Source organism: Caballeronia ptereochthonis (genome assembly GCF_001545075.1).
Classification (GTDB): Bacteria; Pseudomonadota; Gammaproteobacteria; order Burkholderiales; family Burkholderiaceae; genus Caballeronia; species Caballeronia ptereochthonis.
This window is the reverse complement of record NZ_FCOB02000023.1, coordinates 59,518-76,357: the sequence shown is the minus strand read 5'-3', so window position 1 is coordinate 76,357 and position 16,840 is coordinate 59,518. Positions and strand designations below refer to the sequence as shown.

Below are 16,840 nucleotides of genomic sequence, written 5' to 3'. Positions count from 1 at the left end.
GCGACGATGCCCGCCGGCTCAGATCGGGCGGGTATCGTCAGGATCGGCGGCGCGGCGTTGCGGCATCAGCAAGAGGAAGCTCGCGGCCGGCCAGAGCAGCGCTTCCACGAAGCCGTTGATCAGATAGCTCCAGCCGGGAAACGCGGCGCCCGTCATCAGGCGGATCACGAACGGCACGAGATGCGCGCCCACGAGCAACGGCGCCACGACGAACATCTGCACGGGCAGGGCCATCCACAGCACGCGGCGGTGAATGGTGATGGCGCCGTAGGACAGCAGCGTATAGGCCAGCGCGTGCTCACCGAGCAGATTCGCGTTATGGACGTCCATCAGAATGCCGAGCATGAACGCGATGCCCATGCCGACCTTGCGCGGCTGATGCACGTTCCAGAACAGCAGCACGAGCGCGACGAAATCCGGCACGCCGATGAGCCGTCCCCACGGCATCAGGTTCAGCAGGAACGCGGCCGCGAGGCTGAACGTGATGAAGTACGGATTGACTGGCTGCAGGATGTATTGCGGGCGGTTCATTGTGCGCCCCCCGAAGACGCGGGCTTCGGCATATGCGCCTTTTTCGACGGTTTCGCCGCCGCTCGCGATGCCGCCTTGGGCGCCGCGGCCTTCTCCGTCGGTTTTTCAGCGGGTTTTTCCGCGATGGCGGGCGCCGGCGCTGATGCGCCCGCGGGCGCCGACGCGCCGCTCGCGCCCGCCGCAGGCGCTGCCGCCTTGGCCGCGGGCTTTTTCTTGCCCTTGTTTTCCTTCGCTTCCTTGGCGGCGGCCGCCGCTTCCACTTCGATCGGATTCGGCGGCACGTTCACGTTGTAGTGCAGCACGAGCAGCTGGCGCGCGCCGCGCACCGCCGCGATCGGCACGCAGACGACACGCGCGAACGCCGTGTCCGCCTGCTTGTCGACGCGCAACACTTTCGCGACCGGCAGCCCTGGCGGATAGATGCCGTCGAGGCCGCTCGTCACCAGTTCGTCGCCCGCCTGCACGTCCGCGCTGATCGGCACGAAGCGAAGATCGAGCGTGTCGCCCTTCGGCGTGCCGTAGATCACGCTGCGCAAGCCCGTGCGCGCGATCTGCACCGGCACGGCCTGATCCTTGTCGGTCAGCAGGGTGACTTCCGACTGCAACGGGAACACGCGCGTCACTTGTCCGATCACGCCGTCTTCGGTGACGACTGGCGCGCCGTCCTGGATGTTTTGCTGCGAGCCCTTGCCGATGACGACTTTCTGCGTGAAAGGATCGCGCGTGTCGTACTGGATTTCGGCCGGGGTTTCGTCGGTCGTTGCGCGCGATTGCAGATTCAGCAGCGCGCGCAGATGCGCATTCTCGATCGCGAGTTGCGCCGCGTCGCCCGCCTTCACGGAAAGCTCGAGATTCTTGTCGGCCAGCTTCTTGTTTTCGCTGCGCAGGGTCGCGCTCGTCACGGCGAGATCCGCTGCGCCCATGAAGATGTCGCGCGGCACGAGCGCCGCGCGCTGTAACGGATAGAGTCCCGCGCCGAGCATGCCGCGCACGATTTCCAGCGTATTGAAACGAGCATCCGAGATGAGCAATGCGATCGCGAGGACCACAAAGAAGATCAGGCGCGCGAGCGCGGATGGGCCTTGCTTGAAAAGTGGCGGCGGACTGTATTCCATGGTCGGCGCCGAGGGCGTGAACGGATGGATCGATGCTGCAGGCTTTGTCGCTCGTGGCGGAACCTGCCCTACGCTGTTTCGACAACGGCCCGGACTGGAGCCGGGCCGTGCGCGCGTCGCGTTACGCGGGTCATTTTAATTGTCGCGCCGAAGGCCACACGGCACGCCGGAAACCGGGAGCGAGCGGCCCTGGCCGAGATCACTCGTACGAGAAGATGCTGCCGAGCTTGTCCATGCGCTCGAGCGCCATGCCCGAGCCACGCACCACGCAGGTCAGCGGATCTTCGGCGACGAGCACCGGCAAACCGGTTTCTTCGGCGAGCAGGCGGTCGAGGTCGCGCAGCAGCGCGCCGCCGCCCGTCAGCATCATGCCGCGCTCGGCGATGTCCGCGCCGAGTTCCGGCGGCGTCTGCTCGAGCGCGATCTTCACCGACGACACGATCTGGTTCAGCGGGTCCGTCAGCGCCTCGAGAATTTCATTGCTCGAAATGGTGAAGCTGCGCGGAATGCCTTCGGACAGGTTGCGGCCCTTGACTTCCATTTCCTTGACTTCGGAGCCGGGGAACGCCGAGCCGATTTCCTTCTTGATGGCTTCGGCGGTCTGCTCGCCGATCAGCATGCCGTAGTTGCGGCGAATGTAGTTGACGATGGCCTCGTCGAACTTGTCGCCGCCCACGCGCACCGAGCCCTTGTACACGATGCCGCCCAGCGAGATGACGCCGACTTCCGTCGTGCCGCCGCCGATGTCGACGACCATCGAGCCCGTTGCCTCCGACACCGGCAGGCCCGCGCCGATTGCGGCGGCCATCGGCTCTTCGATCAGATAGACCTGCGAGGCGCCCGCGCCGTGAGCCGCTTCCTTGATGGCGCGGCGCTCGACCTGGGTGGAGCCGCACGGCACGCAGATGATGATGCGCGGCGACGGCGAGAACATGCGGGATTCGTGAGCGGTCTTGATGAACTGCTTGATCATCTGCTCGGTGACGGTGAAGTCGGCGATCACGCCGTCTTTCATCGGGCGGATGGCCTCGATGTTGCCCGGCACCTTGCCGAGCATCTGCTTGGCTTCCTTGCCGACCGCCTGAATGGTCTTCTTGCCGTTGGGACCGCCTTCCTGGCGAATGGAAACGACCGACGGCTCGTCGAGGACGATGCCTTTGCCGCGCATGTAGATCAGCGTGTTGGCGGTGCCGAGGTCAATCGCCAGGTCGTTGGAGAAATAGCTGCGCAAAAAACCGAACATTCAAAAATCCTGTCTCGCTGGGTGGCCGTTCCTCGCTCGTAGCGCCGGGGACGGCAGCGGAAAAAATAACGGTTTGCCGGGGCGGCGAAGGCTCGCCGCGAGGTGCAAATCCGGGAAGAAATCTACCGCAGAATGGAACGCCCGACGCAAACGTTTCTCACAATTCATTGATTCAGGGAGAAAGCCGCTGACAGCCCGTTCCAGAGGTGAGTCGAACGTGTAATGATACCTTATAATTTATGGGTATCTATAGGAAAAGGATGGCATCTTCCGCCATCGCCAGACCTGTTTCCGAGGGCTCCGCCCAGGTTCGTAACTGACTGTCGCAGCGAAAGTTTTCGAAATCTGAAGTGGCCCACGCTTTCTCCGGTGATCCCATGTCCCTGACCCTGACCGACGTAAAACGCATCGCGCATCTCGCGCGGCTCGAATTGCCCGACCACGAAGCGGAACCGACGCTTGCGCGGCTCAATGACTTTTTCGGGCTCGTCGAGCAAATGCAGGCCGTCGACACGACCGGCATCGAACCGCTCGCGCATCCGATCGAGCAGATCGAGGAAGTCGCGCTGCGCCTGCGCGACGACGCAGTCTCAGAGCGTATCGAGCGCGAAGAGTTCCAGCGTTCGGCGCCCGCCGTGCAGGACGGGCTCTATCTCGTGCCCAAGGTGATCGAATAAGTCATCGACGGCCGGCGCCGGATGTGACACGAGCGCCACAAGCGACACCGCGTGCGGCAATGAATACCGCGCTCATCAGGGAACTGCAATGCATCAAAAAAGCTTGACCGAACTGCGCGCCGCGCTCGACTCGAAGGAGATCTCCGCAGTCGAGCTGGCGCAGTCGTATCTGCAACGCATCGAGGCCGCGAAGGACCTGAATGCGTTCATCGGCGTCGATCCCGCGCTCACGCTCGAGCAGGCGAAGGCCGCCGACGCGCTCATCGCGCAAGGCAAGGCGGGCGTGCTCACCGGCCTGCCGATCGCGCACAAGGACGTGTTCGTCACGCGCGGCTGGGCGTCCACGGCCGGCTCGCACATGCTCGAAAACTACGCGAGCCCGTTCGACGCGACGGTCGTCGATCGTTTGAAGAACGCCGGCATGGTGTGCCTCGGCAAGACCAACATGGACGAGTTCGCGATGGGCTCGTCCAACGAGAATTCGTACTTCGGCGCGGTGAAGAACCCGTGGGACCTGAAGGCCGTGCCGGGCGGCTCGTCGGGCGGCTCGGCGGCGGCGGTGGCCGCGCGTCTCGCGCCCGCCGCCACCGGCACCGACACCGGCGGCTCCATTCGCCAGCCCGCGTCGTTCACCGGCATCACGGGCATCAAGCCGACGTACGGCCGCGTCTCGCGTTACGGGATGATCGCGTTCGCGTCGTCGCTTGATCAAGGCGGTCCGATGGCGCAAAGCGCCGCCGACTGCGCGCTGCTGCTCAACGCGATGTCCGGCTTCGACGAGCGCGACTCCACCAGCCTGCAGCGCGAGAACGAAGATTACACGCGCTATCTCGGCAAGACGTGGAACGGCGGCGACGCGGGCAAGCCGCTCGCCGGCCTGCGCATCGGCATGCCGAAGGAGTACTTCGGCGCCGGTCTCGCCGACGACGTGCGCGCCGCCATCGACGCGGCGCTCAAGCAATACGAAGCGCTCGGCGCCACGCTCGTCGAAGTGTCGCTGCCCAAGACCGAGCTTTCGATTCCCGTGTACTACATCATCGCGCCGGCTGAGGCATCGTCGAATCTGTCGCGCTTCGACGGCGTGCGCTACGGGCATCGCGCGGCGCAGTACAAGGATCTGCTCGACATGTACAAGAAGTCGCGCGCGGAAGGCTTCGGGCCCGAAGTGAAGCGCCGGATTCTCGTCGGCACCTACGTGCTGTCGCACGGTTACTACGACGCGTATTACCTGCAGGCGCAGAAGATCCGCCGCATCATCGCGCGCGACTTCCAGGAAGCGTTCAAACAGTGTGACGTCATCATGGGGCCGGTCGCGCCGTCCGTGGCATGGAATCTCGGCGAAAAGGCCGACGATCCCGTGCAGATGTATCTCGCCGATATCTACACGCTGTCCGTGAGCCTCGCGGGCCTGCCCGGCATGAGCGTGCCGTGCGGCTTCGGCGCGGGCGCGAATGCCAATCGCCCGGTCGGTCTGCAGATCGTCGGCAACTATTTCAACGAAGCCCGGATGCTCCAGGTCGCCGACGCGTTCCAGCGCGCGACCGACTGGCACCGCAAGGCACCATCGGCATCGGGAGTATGAACATGCAGTGGGAAGTCGTCATCGGCCTGGAAACGCACGCGCAGCTTTCCACCGTCTCCAAGATCTTCTCGGGCGCGCCCACTCAGTTCGGCGCGAGCCCGAACTCGCAGGCGAGTCCCGTCGATCTCGCGCTGCCGGGCGTTTTGCCCGTGATGAACAAGGGCGCTGTCGAGCGCGCAATCCGCTTCGGTCTCGCGATCGGCGCCCATATTGCGCCGCGCAGCATTTTCGCGCGCAAGAACTACTTCTATCCGGATCTTCCGAAGGGCTATCAGATCAGCCAGTACGAGATTCCGGTCGTGCAGGGCGGTCAGATCACGATCCAGGTTCCCGCCAGCGAGAAGGCCGGCAAGGAAGCGTATTCGAAGACCATCAACCTGACGCGCGCGCACCTCGAAGAGGACGCGGGCAAGTCGCTGCACGAAGACTTCGCGGGCATGACGGGCATCGACCTGAACCGCGCGGGCACGCCGCTGCTCGAGATCGTCACCGAGCCGGAGATGCGCAGCGCGGCGGAAGCCGTCGCGTATGCGAAGGCGCTGCATGGTCTCGTCATGTGGCTCGGCATCTGCGACGGCAACATGCAGGAAGGCTCGTTCCGCTGCGATGCGAACGTGTCGGTGCGCCCGGTCGGCCAGAAAGAATTCGGCACGCGCGCGGAAATCAAGAACCTGAACTCGTTCCGCTTCCTCGAAGAAGCGATCCAGTACGAAGTGCGCCGTCAGATCGAGCTGATCGAGGACGGCGGCACGGTGGTTCAGGAAACGCGTCTCTACGATCCCGACAAGCGCGAAACGCGCTCGATGCGCAGCAAGGAAGACGCGCACGATTACCGCTATTTCCCGGATCCCGACCTGATGCCGCTCGTGATCGAGGAGAGCTGGATCTCGCGCGTGAAGGGCGAAATGCCCGAGCTTCCGTCGGACATGCAGAAGCGCTTCGTCGAAATCTACGGCCTGACCGAGTACGACGCGGGCGTGCTGACGTCGTCGAAGGCGATGGCGTCGTACTTCGAGGCCCTCGTGCAGAAAGCGGGCGCCGCGCAAGCGAAGATCGCCGCGAACTGGATGATGGGCGACGTCTCCGCGCAACTGAACCGCGAGTCGCTCGATATCAGCGAATCGCCGGTTTCGAGCGCGCAACTGGCGTTGATCGTGCAGCGCATCGCCGACGGCACCATCTCCAACAAGATCGCGAAGGACATCTTCCAGACGATCTGGGAAGAGAAGGCGACGGACGAAGGCGCGGCCGACCGCATCATCGAGGCGAAGGGACTCAAGCAGATTTCGGATACCGGCGCGCTGGAGGCGATCATCGACGAGGTACTCGCGGCGAACCAGAAATCGGTCGACGAATTCCGCGCGGGCAAGGAAAAGGCGTTCAATGCGCTGATCGGCCAGGCGATGAAGGCGACCAAGGGCAAGGCCAATCCGCAGCAAGTCAACGAGCTTCTGAAAAAGAAACTATCCTGATCGCCTGAATCAAGCGTGCGAGACTCGCGGGCTGCTGCCGGTTAAGCCCGGCAGCAGCCCGTTTTCATTGGCGAAGGTGAAAAAAAGACATGGCAAAGAAATCTGAACTGGACGACTTTCGCGTACCTTTCTTCGATGCCGGCAAGAAGCTGAAGCCGTTCGACCTGAGCGCGGTGGATCCGTCCGCCAAGCCGTTTTCGCTCGGCTCGAAGGACGCGGACCGCGACCGGCTCGCCGCGATCGGCGCACAACTGGACGATTTGCAGGAGAAACTGCACGCGCAGCGACGCCGGCGCGTGCTGCTCGTTCTGCAGGGCATGGACACGAGCGGCAAGGACGGTACGGTGCGCGCGGTCTTTCACGACGTCGATCCACTCGGCTTGCGCATCGTGCCGTTTCGCGCGCCGTCCGAGCGCGAGGCCGCTCACGACTTCCTCTGGCGCGTGCACGCGCAGGCGCCGATGGCCGGCGAATTCGCGATTTTCAACCGCAGCCACTATGAAGACGTGCTCGTGCCGCGCGTGTTGAAGCAGATCGACGTCGACGAATGCGAGCGCCGCTATCGCCACATGCGCGAGTTCGAGTCCTTGCTCGCGGACAGCGGCACGACCATCGTCAAATGCTTCCTGCATATTTCGAAGGATGAGCAGCGCGAGCGCCTGCAGGCGCGCATCGACGATCCGACCAAGCACTGGAAGTTCGACGTCTCCGATCTCGACGCGCGCAAGCAGTGGGACGCGTATCAGGATGCGTATGCGGACGCGATCGGCGCGACGTCGACCGAATACGCGCCGTGGTACATCATTCCGGCCAACTCGAAGACGCATCGCAACGTGATGATCGCTGAGCTCCTGCTGCGCACGATGCAGGATATGAAGCTCGAATTCCCGCCGGCCAAGGAATCGCTCAAGGGCGTGAAGGTCGAGTAAACGAAACCGATAAAAAAGGAAGCGTATGTTTCGCGTGATTACCGCCAATCTCAACGGCATCCGTTCGGCCGCCAAGAAAGGCTTCTTCGACTGGTTCGGCGAGCAGAAATCCGACGTCGTGTGCGTGCAGGAAATCAAGTGCTCACAGGACGACCTGACGCCCGAGTTCCTCGCGCCGCACGGCTTTCAGGGCTATTTCCAGCATGCGGTGAAAAAGGGCTACAGCGGGGCGGGCCTCTACACGCGCCATGAGCCGGACGACGTGATCATCGGCTTCGGCTCGGAAGAGTTCGATCCGGAAGGGCGCTATGTGGAAGCGCGCTTCGGCAAGCTGTCGGTGGTGTCGGTGTATGTGCCGTCGGGCTCCAGCGGCGACGAGCGCCAGCAGGCGAAGTATCGCTTCATGGACGAGTTCATGCCGCATCTCGCCGAGCTCTCGAAAGAGCGCGAAGTGATTCTGTGCGGCGACGTGAACATCGTGCACAAGGAAATCGACATCAAGAACTGGAAGAGCAACCAGAAGAACTCCGGCTGCCTGCCCGAAGAACGCGAGTGGCTCACCAGGCTCTTTGACGAGGTCGGTTACGTCGACGTATTCCGCACGCTGGATCAGCGGCCCGAGCAATACACATGGTGGAGCAACCGCGGCCAGGCGTATGCGAAGAACGTCGGGTGGCGCATCGATTATCAGATCGCGACGAAAGAGGTCGCCGCGACCGCGAAGGAGACGTCGATCTTCAGGGACATCAAGTTCAGCGACCACGCGCCGCTGACTATCGACTACGACTGGAAGCTCGGCAAGAAGAAGTAAATTTCCCGCTTCCATCCTGCGCCGGAGCGCAGGATGGAGCACGTCACGACGGAAGAATTGGCAGCGTTCTCAGTTCCTTTGCCGCGAGTTGTCTCGGCGTGTCTGGAATCAGCTCCATGCTACGCGCAGCCCTTATTCCTATATAAAACCCGTAGTCGAGCATCAAGGCAAAATATCGCTCGCCTGCTTTATGAGGAGTGATGCCTTGGTGGAGGACGTGAACAAACCGTAGTGCTACGAGCTTCTGAACGCCGTTATACGTATCGTTCGCGTTGTCGATCTTTACCAAGAACGCGTTCTTCTTGTTTTCAGCACAAAAGCGTTTCACTATCTGAAGCTGGTGAGCGACAGTTCCTTCGCTGGTACTGAAGGCGTCCTTGCGCACGTCTTTAAGCTTTTCCTCAATCGCCTCAGACGCAGCCGCGTTTAGGCTTGTGATCGAAATGCTCTTTTGACTCTTGAGCACAGAGCGCGAGATTGATTTGGAAAACAGGCTAAGGGCATCCCGAGGGACTGCTGCAGCCGATAAAACCAGCCGATCTATATAATCCTGGTTTGCGAGATAGTCGATATTTGGCAACCCGCAATACACTGCATGCTTATCTAGAATGCTCTTAATGTGAGATCTCGACTGATCCGGGCTGGTCAAATTATGGTCGAGCATCAATATCTGAATATCGTGCGGCGGCTCCATTCCTCGCTTGATATCTCCAGCCCAAAGATTGGTTAGTTGCTCAATACCGGAAACCTTAATATACGTCTTGTTGCCCCGCGCCAGAGAGTAGATAAACGACAATAACTCTGGCTGAAGCGCATAGTCGAGCACATGAATGTCATCGAGAAAAACCGTGAAGCTTTTCGCCCCAGACACCGCTGCAAGCGTCTTGCGCATGCGGGGAACCATGCGATTCAACTTGTTCGCAACAACTTCTTCATCATCAGATTCACCGAGCGCCAGCAACTCATCTGCAAGCGAGTGAAGTTCGGTCGGAGATGCCGCGTACTGTGCCGCTTCCGAGAAAATCTCGGAGAGCACGCTCGCGATCGCCTGTCGGTCCGATCGAGCCGCATAAGCTTGCATCGCGACCCAGCAAAACGGGCTTCGCGATAGGCGTAGGTGGTGCATGGAGTACGCTAGCAGGCTCGACTTTCCAGAGCCTCGTCGACCGTAGACGATATGATTCGTCGGAACAACGATTTCCTTCTCAAGGCTTGTTACCGAGGGCGTGTAGCGCGCAAGAAAATCAGACCCAAACGTATTTCGGTCCACCGTTAGGCTGGCGGATAATTCTTGTTGAAGGATCGCAGTTTCAGGGATCGTCAGGACATTTGTTGGTTTTTGAGGCCGAGCGCTAATGCTAACTCTGTTCTTGAACATGTTTTCATCGGGCAGGCTGTCGTTTACTCCATCGAGCAACTCGAAAAAGCGGGCGCTTGGTGCGGCAAGTTCGAAGACGAGGAAACTCCCGTCCGGACGCTCTTTAATATGGAATGCTGGGCTGATCCCGGCGAGGGCGATCGCGAATGCGTTGACAACGATGTCTGAATCGTCCTTTGGAGAGAGATTATTCATATAGTAATGCCGTTTTCTGAAAGAAATTTCTTGGCGTCATTTAGAAGTTGCGAAACAACCGTTTTTGCCTCGGCAATGCTTATCAATAAATCGTTTTCATTTGCGAGATGGCTGTAATCCGCAAGATTTCTGTCGTCACGAAGATTCTTAAGCTTCACTCTGTAAAGAGCGCTATTGCTTAATGTGTCGGGAATCTGATCTACTTTTTGGTGATCACTTGAGTCGGACGAGTATGTTCCATCATGTTTCAAGGCAACCGCTCTTCGCACATTGTAGGCGGCGTAATAGTATCTCGATATCTTCTGGCGCCATTCGCCTTCATCTACCGCCGCGGCAAATCTGAAATGCGCTTCTCCGAGCCGGTAGAGACCAATCACGTTTGCGTCGATTTCTTTTCTTATCTTGTCCAACTCAGAATCCGCCAGAATTCCTGCGAGATTTCGGATCATTTTGAGCGGATTTGATGCCGCGTTGAAAAGATGTGGTTCCTTAAGACCTTTATGCACCTTCCTGCTCCCTCGTGAGTCCCTTCTTATTAGATAGTACTGTTGAATATGTCTAACGGCCGGTTTTCTTGAACCGCCCCATTCCCGCGTAATTCGACAACTGGTCGATGGTCTTGCCGACCGCCTTCGCATAGAGCGGCATCATGTCCGGCATGCGCTTGAGCAGATCCTGCTTGCGATCCGGCCCATAGGGATGCATCCAGATGAAGCCCTCATCCGCGCGGCGCGTGCCCGAATCGATCTTGTTCCACAAGGTGACGGCCGCGCGCGGATCGTAGCCCGCGCGCGAGGCGATCTCGCTGCCGATCACATCGGCTTCGGTTTCGTCGGCGGGGGAGTAACGCATCGAGAGCAACTCGTCGCCGAGGTCGGGCTGCTGCGCCGAATAGTTCGAGAAGCCGAAGAGCTGCGGCATCGCGCCCCCGCCCAACTGCGCCGCCTGCTGACGGCCGAGCCGCTCGCGCGCATGCTCGCGCAGCGCGTGCGCAATCTCGTGGCCGATCATCATGCCGATCTCGTTGTCGTTCAGACGCAGCTTGTCGACGAGCCCGCTATACACGACGATCTTCCCGCCCGGCAGGCAATACATGCGTGCGTCGGGCGACTTGATGACGTTGATCTCCCACTTCCAGTTCTTCGCGCGATCATTCCACTTGAGCGCGAACGGAATCTCGTGATTCGCGATTTCGCGCACGCGCTTCACGAGCGGGTTGCTGTCGGGAAGCAGGGTCTTGTCGAGCTCCGCATTGTGGATGATCTGCGCATATTCCTCGGCGGACTGCGCCTCGAGCGTCGCGGGCGGAATCAGATTGCGAAAGAGCGCCGTATTGCCGAAACGGATCTGGTTGTTCGGCGCGGTGTACGGCGCCGGCACGCGCTGTTCGTCCTGGGCGTGCGCGGACAGAGGCGGGAATGACGCCAATGCCAGCGCGCAGGCCAGGGCGCGGAGCGAGTAGGACACCGTCATCGTTGAGTTCTCCAGGGCGCGATTCTGGGCAACAGTAACATGCCCGGAATCGACAGCGCAGTGCAGATCAGGAAGTACTCGAACCATCCCGTCTGCGCGACGATGAAGCCGCTCGACGCCGACGCGAGCGTGCGCGGCACCGAAGCGAGGCTCGTGAAGAGCGCGAATTGCGTCGCGGTGTAGCGCGGGTCGGTCGTGCTCGCGATGTACGCGGTGAACGCGGACATCGTGAGGCCGGTGGCGAAGGTCTCGAAGCCGTACAGCGCACCTAGCGCGAGCGGCGACGGCCCGAGCTTCGCGAGCCACGCGAAGCCCAGCGTCGAGACGATCTGCAGGACGCCGAAAATCCACAAGCCGCGCGCGATGCCGATCTTCACCAGCCACACGCCGCCGATGATCCCGCCCGCGAGACTCGCCCAGAAAGCGACCGTCTTGGCGATCACGCCGATCTGCGTCTTGTTGAAGCCGATGTCGAGAAAGAACGACGTCGACAGCGTGGTCGCCATCGTGTCGCCGAGCTTGTAGAGGAAGATGAAGCCGAGCACGAGCAGCGCCGCGCGCCAGCCGTCGCGCGTGACGAATTCGTGAAACGGCTCGACGATCGCCTCGCGCAGGTTCTTCGGAGGCGCGCCGTGAATCTCCGGCTCCTTGACGACGAGCGTCAGGATCATGCCCGGGATCATGAAAGTGGCGGTGACGATGAACACGGCCGTCCACGGCAGATGATCGGCGAGGATCAGTGAGAGCGAGCCGGGGATGAGCGCGGCGACCTTGTACGCGTTCACGTGCACGGCGTTGCCGAGGCCCTGTTCGGTATCGGCGAGCAGTTCGCGCCGGTAGGCATCGATGGCGATGTCCTGGCTCGCGCCGAAGAGGGCGACGAGCGTGGTCAGCGCGGCGACCGTCCAGATTTCCCGGTTCGGCGACACGAAGCCGAGTGTGCCCATCGCCACGGCGACGAGAATCTGCGTGACGAGCATCCAGCCGCGCCGCCTGCCTGGCCGCCAGCCGGGCAGGCGCGGCACATAGCGGTCCATGAGCGGCGCCCACACGAATTTCCACGTATAGGGAAACTGGATGAGCGCGAACAGGCCGATTTCCTTCAGGTTCACGCCTTCGGTGCGCAGCCACGCCTGCACCAGATAGACGAGCGTGAAGAGCGGCAGTCCCGACGTGAAGCCGAGAAAGACGCAGATGAGGATGCGCGCGTTCAGGAACGCGCGCCAGCCGGGATGATCTTCGTGTGCAGTTAGAGCGGGCGCCTCGTGTGGCGTGTCGGGCATATCGATGGTGGCAATGCGTTGTCGATGCGCGATAAGCCGGGTCGGATCACCGGCGCTTCACGCGATAGACCGCAAGACTACCACGCCAGTTCGCGCCCCAACGGACCGATTGCCCGTCGTGCAGCACCACACGGTCCAGGATCTCGATGCCCACTTCCGGCGCGAGCGCCTCGAAATCCTTGATGGTCAGCACGCGCACGTTCGGCGTGTTGTGCCATTGATAGGGCAGCGACTTCGACACCGGCATGCGTCCCTGAATCACCGAGAGCCGATGCTGCCAGTACCCGAAGTTCGGAAACGACACGATGCACTCGCGCCCCACGCGCACCGTCTCGCGCAGGATCGCGGCGGTTTGATGAATGGTCTGCAGCGTCTGCGAGAGGATCGCGAAATCGAAGCTGTCGTCCTCGAAGAGACGCAGGCCGTCTTCGAGATTCTGCTGGATCACGTTCACGCCTTTTTGCGCGCACGCGAGCACGCCCGCATCGTTGATCTCGATGCCGTAGCCCTTTACCTCCAGTTCCTCGCCGAGCAGCGAGAGCAGCGAGCCGTCGCCGCAGCCGAGATCGAGCACCGTCGAGCGCGGCTCGACCCAGCGGGCGATTGCCCGAAAATCCGAGCGCAGCGCGAGCGAATCGAGTGTGTTCTGGTTCATGCGCCGATCTCCGTGGCGATGCGTTCGTAATAGGCGCGCATCAGGTTGTGATAGCGCGCGTCGTCGAGCAGGAAGGCGTCGTGGCCGTGCGGCGCGTCGATTTCCGCGTAGCTCACGGTGCGCTTGTTGTCGAGCAGCGCCTTGACGATCTCGCGCGAGCGCGCGGGCGCGAAACGCCAGTCGGTCGTGAAGCTCGTGACGAGGTACTTCGCCTGCGTGTTGGCGAGCGCGCGCGTGAGATCGCCGTCGAAGGCTTTCGCGGGATCGAAGTAGTCCAGCGCGCGCGTGATGAGCAGGTACGTGTTGGCGTCGAAGTATTCGGCGAACTTGTCCGCCTGATAGCGCAGATACGACTCCACTTCGAACTCGACATCGAAGTTGAAGTTGTACGCGTCGAGCGCGCCCTCCGCGCGGCGCAGCGCGCGGCCGAATTTCACGGCCATGTCGTCGTCGGACAGATACGTGATGTGGCCGATCATGCGCGCGACGCGCAGGCCGCGGCGCGGCTTCACGTCGTGCGCGTAATAGTCGCCGCCGTGGAAATCGGGATCGGAGAGGATGGCCGAGCGCGCCGTCTCGTTGAACGCGATGTTCTGCGCGGAAAGCTTCGGCGTCGAAGCCACGACGATGCAATGCGCGAGCCGCTCCGGATACATCATGCTCCACGCCATCGCCTGCATGCCGCCGAGACTGCCGCCCATCACCGCCGCGAAGCGTTCGATGCCGAAGCGGTCCGCGACGCGCGCCTGCGCATGCACCCAGTCTTCGACCGTGACGACGGGAAAGCGCGCGCCGTAGGGCTTGCCCGTCGCGCAATCGATGCTCATCGGCCCGGTCGAGCCGAAGCACGAGCCGAGATTGTTCACGCCGATGACGAAGAAGCGATTCGTGTCGAGCGGCTTGCCGGGACCGACCATGTTGTCCCACCAGCCGACATTCTTCGGCTCATCGGCATAAACGCCCGCGACGTGATGCGACGCGTTCAGCGCATGGCACACGAGCACGGCGTTCGAGCGTGCGGCGTTGAGCTCGCCATAAGTCTCGACGACGAGCTCATAGTCGGCGAGCGACGAGCCGTTCTGCATCGCGAGCGGCTCGGCGAAGCGCAGTGTTTGGGGAGTGACGATGCCGATCGATTCCATTCATTCCGCCTTGATTGAGCGGCTAAACGGTGTCGGCGAAGCGCTGAAGGGAAGGTGTGCGCGGCTGACGACCTCTTTAGCCGCATTTATAGTGAACCAACAGCTACGAAGCACTGAGGTTCGCGCGCCCGCAATCGAGTCAGCAAATCGGCGCGCTGTGGATGGTTCGAGAAAATCTCGTTAGCGGTGAAGTATAGCGGAAAACGTCATAAGGCCCGCAAGCGGGGCGCTCGAGGGCTTCGTGATCGCGCGTCAGATCGTCTTCGCCACATTGGGCACGCCGCCGCGCATGCCGAGCGTCAGCGCGCGCAGCGAGCGCACCGTGCGATCGACGTAATGCGGCCGCCCCGCACCCGGCATGCGCACCGACATGCCGCCGCTCGACGTCCGCGCGACAGGCAGATGTCCGACGATCCACACCGTGCGAATGCCCAGACGCCGATAGCGCTTCAGATGCCCGCGCGTATCCTCGACGAGGATCGCATCTTCCAGACGCACGTGCGCGCGGCGCATCGCATGGCGCAGCATCGGCGCGTCGGGCTTGGCGCGCCAGCGGTTGCCCCGGCGCATGTCCTCGATCGCGATCACGCGTTCGAACAGCTTGCCGATACCCAGCTCCGCGAGCACCGAGCGCGCGTACAGCGTCGGCCCGTTGGTGAGCACGATCTTGCGTCCGGGCAGCGCGCGCAGCATCCGCGCGAGGCCGCGCTCGGCGCGCAGCATCGACGGAAGATCGGCGAAGGTGTGCACTTCGTGCAGGAAGTCGGCCGCGTCGACGCCGTGATGGCGAACGAGCCCGAGCAGCGTCGCGCCGTAACGCACCGTATAGCCGACGCGCAGCCGGTTCGCCTCGTCGATGTCGACGTTCAGCCGATCCATGATGTACTGCGTCATCGCGCGGTTGATCGCCGGGAAGATCTGGTGCGACGCGTGATGCAGCGTGTTGTCCAGATCGAAGAGCCAGACGGGACCGCGCGTCTTCACGCGGCGACGGCGAGCGGGGCGATGTGGACTCATGTTCCTCTACGTTGCACCAAAGAAAACGCCCGCGCATGGGCGGGCGCCGGGAACGGGGCGATGCGGCTCAATGCGAGCGGATCATCGTGCCGAACGGCTGCTCGGTCAGGATTTCGAGCAGCACCGAATGCTCGATGCGGCCATCGATGATGTGCACCGAGCGCACGCCGCTCTTCGCCGCGTCCAGCGCGGAGGAGATTTTCGGCAGCATGCCGCCGGAGATGGTGCCGTCCGCGAAGAGGGCATCGATCTCGCGCGCGGAAAGGTCCGTGAGCAGGTTGCCCTCCTTGTCCATCACGCCGGGGATGTTCGTCATCATGACGAGCTTCTCCGCGTTCAGCACGACGGCGAGCTTGCCCGCGACGAGGTCCGCGTTGATGTTGTACGAGAGACCGTCTTCGCCGAAGCCGATCGGCGAGATCACCGGAATGAAGGCGTCGTCCTGCAGCGCCTTCACCACGGCCGGGTTGATGGCCTCGACCTCGCCCACCTGGCCGATGTCGATGAACTGGCCCGGATTATCGCGATCCGGCATGAGCAGCTTGCGCGCATGGATGAGGCCGCCGTCCTTGCCCGTCAGGCCGACCGCGTGGCCGCCGAAGTGATTGATGAGCGTGACGATGTCCTGCTGCACCTCGCCGCCGAGCACCCACTCGACGACTTCCATCGTCTCCTCGTCGGTGACGCGCATGCCCTGAATGAAGGTGCCCTGCTTGCCGATCTTCTTCAGCGCCTGGTCGATCTGCGGGCCGCCGCCGTGCACGATCACCGGGTTGATGCCGACGAGCTTCAGCAGGATCACGTCGCGCGCGAAGCCCTGCTTCAGGCGCTCCTCGGTCATGGCATTGCCGCCGTATTTGATCACGACCGTCTTGCCATGATACTGACGGATATAGGGCAGCGCCTCGGCCAGGATTTCAGCCTTCAGGGTCGGGGCGATTTGCGTGAGGTCGGGTAGCTCGGACATGGCGGCAAATGAGGCGAGGAGCGTTTAAACACGCCGAATTGTACAGGACTGACGCAACGCAACAGGACGAATTACCGCACGCGGCCTCACGTTTTCCGGCGGGGCCGCCGGCATGCGATCATCGTTCTGGCCGATTGATGACAAGATGATGAACGTCCCCCCTGAACAGAGCGATGAGCAGGCGCACGGCACACGAGTTTGTGCGCAGTGCGGCGCGCCGTTTCGCTGCGGCATGCTCGCGGGCGATGCCGCCTGCTGGTGCGCGACGCTGCCGGCGTTGCCGCTCGATCGTCTGCGGCCCGGCGTGAGCTGCCTGTGTCCGGCGTGTCTCGCGCGCGAGATCGAGCGCGCCGCCCGGCCGGACTAGCGG

Annotated in this window: 17 protein-coding genes; 6 read left to right on the top strand and 11 right to left on the bottom strand. The window is 62.2% G+C overall.

Going from position 1 to position 16,840, the window contains the following annotated elements; translation table 11 throughout:
• Nucleotides 1-18: 18 nt before the first annotated feature.
• From mreD to AWB83_RS23565, 3 genes are all read right to left on the bottom strand, one after another.
• Nucleotides 19-531 (bottom strand): rod shape-determining protein MreD, encoded by a 513-nt coding sequence (mreD, locus tag AWB83_RS23575; protein WP_087048036.1) that lies wholly within the window; start codon nt 529-531, stop codon nt 19-21.
• Nucleotides 528-1,646, bottom strand: coding sequence for a rod shape-determining protein MreC (gene mreC, locus AWB83_RS23570; protein WP_087048035.1), 1,119 nt, complete (start codon nt 1,644-1,646; stop codon nt 528-530). Before mreC ends, mreD begins: the two co-directional genes overlap by 4 nt.
• A 199-nt stretch (nt 1,647-1,845) precedes the next feature.
• Nucleotides 1,846-2,889 carry a rod shape-determining protein gene (locus AWB83_RS23565; protein ID WP_004189550.1) on the bottom strand — a complete coding sequence of 348 codons (1,044 nt, stop codon included), beginning with the start codon at nt 2,887-2,889 and terminating at the stop codon, nt 1,846-1,848.
• A gap of 377 nt (nt 2,890-3,266) precedes the next feature.
• Between AWB83_RS23565 and gatC the strand changes: the two genes are divergently transcribed.
• From gatC to AWB83_RS23540, 5 genes are all read left to right on the top strand, one after another.
• Complete coding sequence (gatC, locus tag AWB83_RS23560) at nt 3,267-3,566, top strand: Asp-tRNA(Asn)/Glu-tRNA(Gln) amidotransferase subunit GatC (RefSeq protein WP_087048034.1); 300 nt, start codon at nt 3,267-3,269, stop codon at nt 3,564-3,566.
• An 88-nt stretch (nt 3,567-3,654) separates the two neighbouring features.
• The gene (gene gatA / locus AWB83_RS23555; RefSeq protein ID WP_087048033.1) at nt 3,655-5,148 is read left to right on the top strand and encodes an Asp-tRNA(Asn)/Glu-tRNA(Gln) amidotransferase subunit GatA; all 1,494 of its coding nucleotides are present in this window, start codon (nt 3,655-3,657) and stop codon (nt 5,146-5,148) included.
• Nucleotides 5,145-6,620: an Asp-tRNA(Asn)/Glu-tRNA(Gln) amidotransferase subunit GatB gene (gene gatB / locus AWB83_RS23550; protein WP_087048032.1), complete on the top strand. Its 1,476-nt coding sequence runs from the start codon at nt 5,145-5,147 to the stop codon at nt 6,618-6,620. The genes gatA and gatB overlap by 4 nt, the downstream gene beginning before the upstream one ends.
• An 89-nt stretch (nt 6,621-6,709) precedes the next feature.
• Nucleotides 6,710-7,549: a PPK2 family polyphosphate kinase gene (locus AWB83_RS23545; RefSeq protein WP_087048031.1), complete on the top strand. Its 840-nt coding sequence runs from the start codon at nt 6,710-6,712 to the stop codon at nt 7,547-7,549.
• Nucleotides 7,550-7,574: 25 nt separating this feature from the next.
• Complete coding sequence (locus AWB83_RS23540) at nt 7,575-8,360, top strand: exodeoxyribonuclease III (protein WP_087048030.1); 786 nt, start codon at nt 7,575-7,577, stop codon at nt 8,358-8,360.
• A gap of 43 nt (nt 8,361-8,403) precedes the next feature.
• On the opposite strand, the gene AWB83_RS23535 is transcribed toward AWB83_RS23540, so the two are convergent.
• The 8 genes from AWB83_RS23535 to argB form a co-directional block, all read right to left on the bottom strand.
• Nucleotides 8,404-9,933, bottom strand: coding sequence for an ATP-binding protein (locus tag AWB83_RS23535; protein WP_087048029.1), 1,530 nt, complete (start codon nt 9,931-9,933; stop codon nt 8,404-8,406).
• On the bottom strand, nt 9,930-10,439 hold the full coding sequence (locus tag AWB83_RS23530) for a HEPN domain-containing protein (protein ID WP_143750092.1): 510 nt from the start codon (nt 10,437-10,439) through the stop codon (nt 9,930-9,932). The genes AWB83_RS23535 and AWB83_RS23530 overlap by 4 nt, the downstream gene beginning before the upstream one ends.
• A 52-nt stretch (nt 10,440-10,491) precedes the next feature.
• On the bottom strand, nt 10,492-11,406 hold the full coding sequence (locus AWB83_RS23525) for a M48 family metallopeptidase (RefSeq protein WP_087048027.1): 915 nt from the start codon (nt 11,404-11,406) through the stop codon (nt 10,492-10,494).
• Nucleotides 11,403-12,689 (bottom strand): AmpG family muropeptide MFS transporter, encoded by a 1,287-nt coding sequence (locus AWB83_RS23520; RefSeq protein WP_087048026.1) that lies wholly within the window; start codon nt 12,687-12,689, stop codon nt 11,403-11,405. Before AWB83_RS23520 ends, AWB83_RS23525 begins: the two co-directional genes overlap by 4 nt.
• Nucleotides 12,690-12,735: 46 nt before the next feature.
• Nucleotides 12,736-13,344 carry a methionine biosynthesis protein MetW gene (gene metW / locus AWB83_RS23515; RefSeq protein ID WP_087048025.1) on the bottom strand — a complete coding sequence of 203 codons (609 nt, stop codon included), beginning with the start codon at nt 13,342-13,344 and terminating at the stop codon, nt 12,736-12,738.
• Nucleotides 13,341-14,486 carry a homoserine O-succinyltransferase MetX gene (metX, locus tag AWB83_RS23510; RefSeq protein ID WP_087048024.1) on the bottom strand — a complete coding sequence of 382 codons (1,146 nt, stop codon included), beginning with the start codon at nt 14,484-14,486 and terminating at the stop codon, nt 13,341-13,343. The genes metW and metX overlap by 4 nt, the downstream gene beginning before the upstream one ends.
• 252 nt (nt 14,487-14,738) lie before the next feature.
• Entirely contained in the window at nt 14,739-15,503 is a 765-nt protein-coding gene (locus AWB83_RS23505) for a pyrimidine 5'-nucleotidase (protein ID WP_087048023.1), read from the bottom strand.
• Between the two features lie 67 nt (nt 15,504-15,570).
• Nucleotides 15,571-16,470, bottom strand: coding sequence for an acetylglutamate kinase (gene argB / locus AWB83_RS23500; RefSeq protein WP_014190130.1), 900 nt, complete (start codon nt 16,468-16,470; stop codon nt 15,571-15,573).
• A gap of 145 nt (nt 16,471-16,615) precedes the next feature.
• On the opposite strand from argB, the gene AWB83_RS23495 reads away from it, so the two are divergent.
• On the top strand, nt 16,616-16,837 hold the full coding sequence (locus AWB83_RS23495) for a cysteine-rich CWC family protein (protein ID WP_087048022.1): 222 nt from the start codon (nt 16,616-16,618) through the stop codon (nt 16,835-16,837).
• The last annotated feature ends 3 nt before the right edge of the window (nt 16,838-16,840 follow it).

Excerpts from the sequence above, each read along its gene's own strand:
- metW (WP_087048025.1), bottom strand. The coding sequence starts at position 13,344 with ATGAACCAGAACACACTCGATTCGCTCGCGCTGCGCTCGGATTTTCGG.
- AWB83_RS23540 (WP_087048030.1), top strand. The coding sequence starts at position 7,575 with ATGTTTCGCGTGATTACCGCCAATCTCAACGGCATCCGTTCGGCCGCC.
- AWB83_RS23565 (WP_004189550.1), bottom strand. The coding sequence starts at position 2,889 with ATGTTCGGTTTTTTGCGCAGCTATTTCTCCAACGACCTGGCGATTGAC.
- gatA (WP_087048033.1), top strand. The coding sequence starts at position 3,655 with ATGCATCAAAAAAGCTTGACCGAACTGCGCGCCGCGCTCGACTCGAAG.
- AWB83_RS23545 (WP_087048031.1), top strand. The coding sequence starts at position 6,710 with ATGGCAAAGAAATCTGAACTGGACGACTTTCGCGTACCTTTCTTCGAT.
- gatB (WP_087048032.1), top strand. The coding sequence starts at position 5,145 with ATGAACATGCAGTGGGAAGTCGTCATCGGCCTGGAAACGCACGCGCAG.
- AWB83_RS23505 (WP_087048023.1), bottom strand. The coding sequence starts at position 15,503 with ATGAGTCCACATCGCCCCGCTCGCCGTCGCCGCGTGAAGACGCGCGGT.
- AWB83_RS23520 (WP_087048026.1), bottom strand. The coding sequence starts at position 12,689 with ATGCCCGACACGCCACACGAGGCGCCCGCTCTAACTGCACACGAAGAT.
- AWB83_RS23495 (WP_087048022.1), top strand. The coding sequence starts at position 16,616 with ATGATGAACGTCCCCCCTGAACAGAGCGATGAGCAGGCGCACGGCACA.
- AWB83_RS23525 (WP_087048027.1), bottom strand. The coding sequence starts at position 11,406 with ATGACGGTGTCCTACTCGCTCCGCGCCCTGGCCTGCGCGCTGGCATTG.
- argB (WP_014190130.1), bottom strand. The coding sequence starts at position 16,470 with ATGTCCGAGCTACCCGACCTCACGCAAATCGCCCCGACCCTGAAGGCT.
- mreC (WP_087048035.1), bottom strand. The coding sequence starts at position 1,646 with ATGGAATACAGTCCGCCGCCACTTTTCAAGCAAGGCCCATCCGCGCTC.
- mreD (WP_087048036.1), bottom strand. The coding sequence starts at position 531 with ATGAACCGCCCGCAATACATCCTGCAGCCAGTCAATCCGTACTTCATC.
- gatC (WP_087048034.1), top strand. The coding sequence starts at position 3,267 with ATGTCCCTGACCCTGACCGACGTAAAACGCATCGCGCATCTCGCGCGG.
- metX (WP_087048024.1), bottom strand. The coding sequence starts at position 14,486 with ATGGAATCGATCGGCATCGTCACTCCCCAAACACTGCGCTTCGCCGAG.
- AWB83_RS23535 (WP_087048029.1), bottom strand. The coding sequence starts at position 9,933 with ATGAATAATCTCTCTCCAAAGGACGATTCAGACATCGTTGTCAACGCA.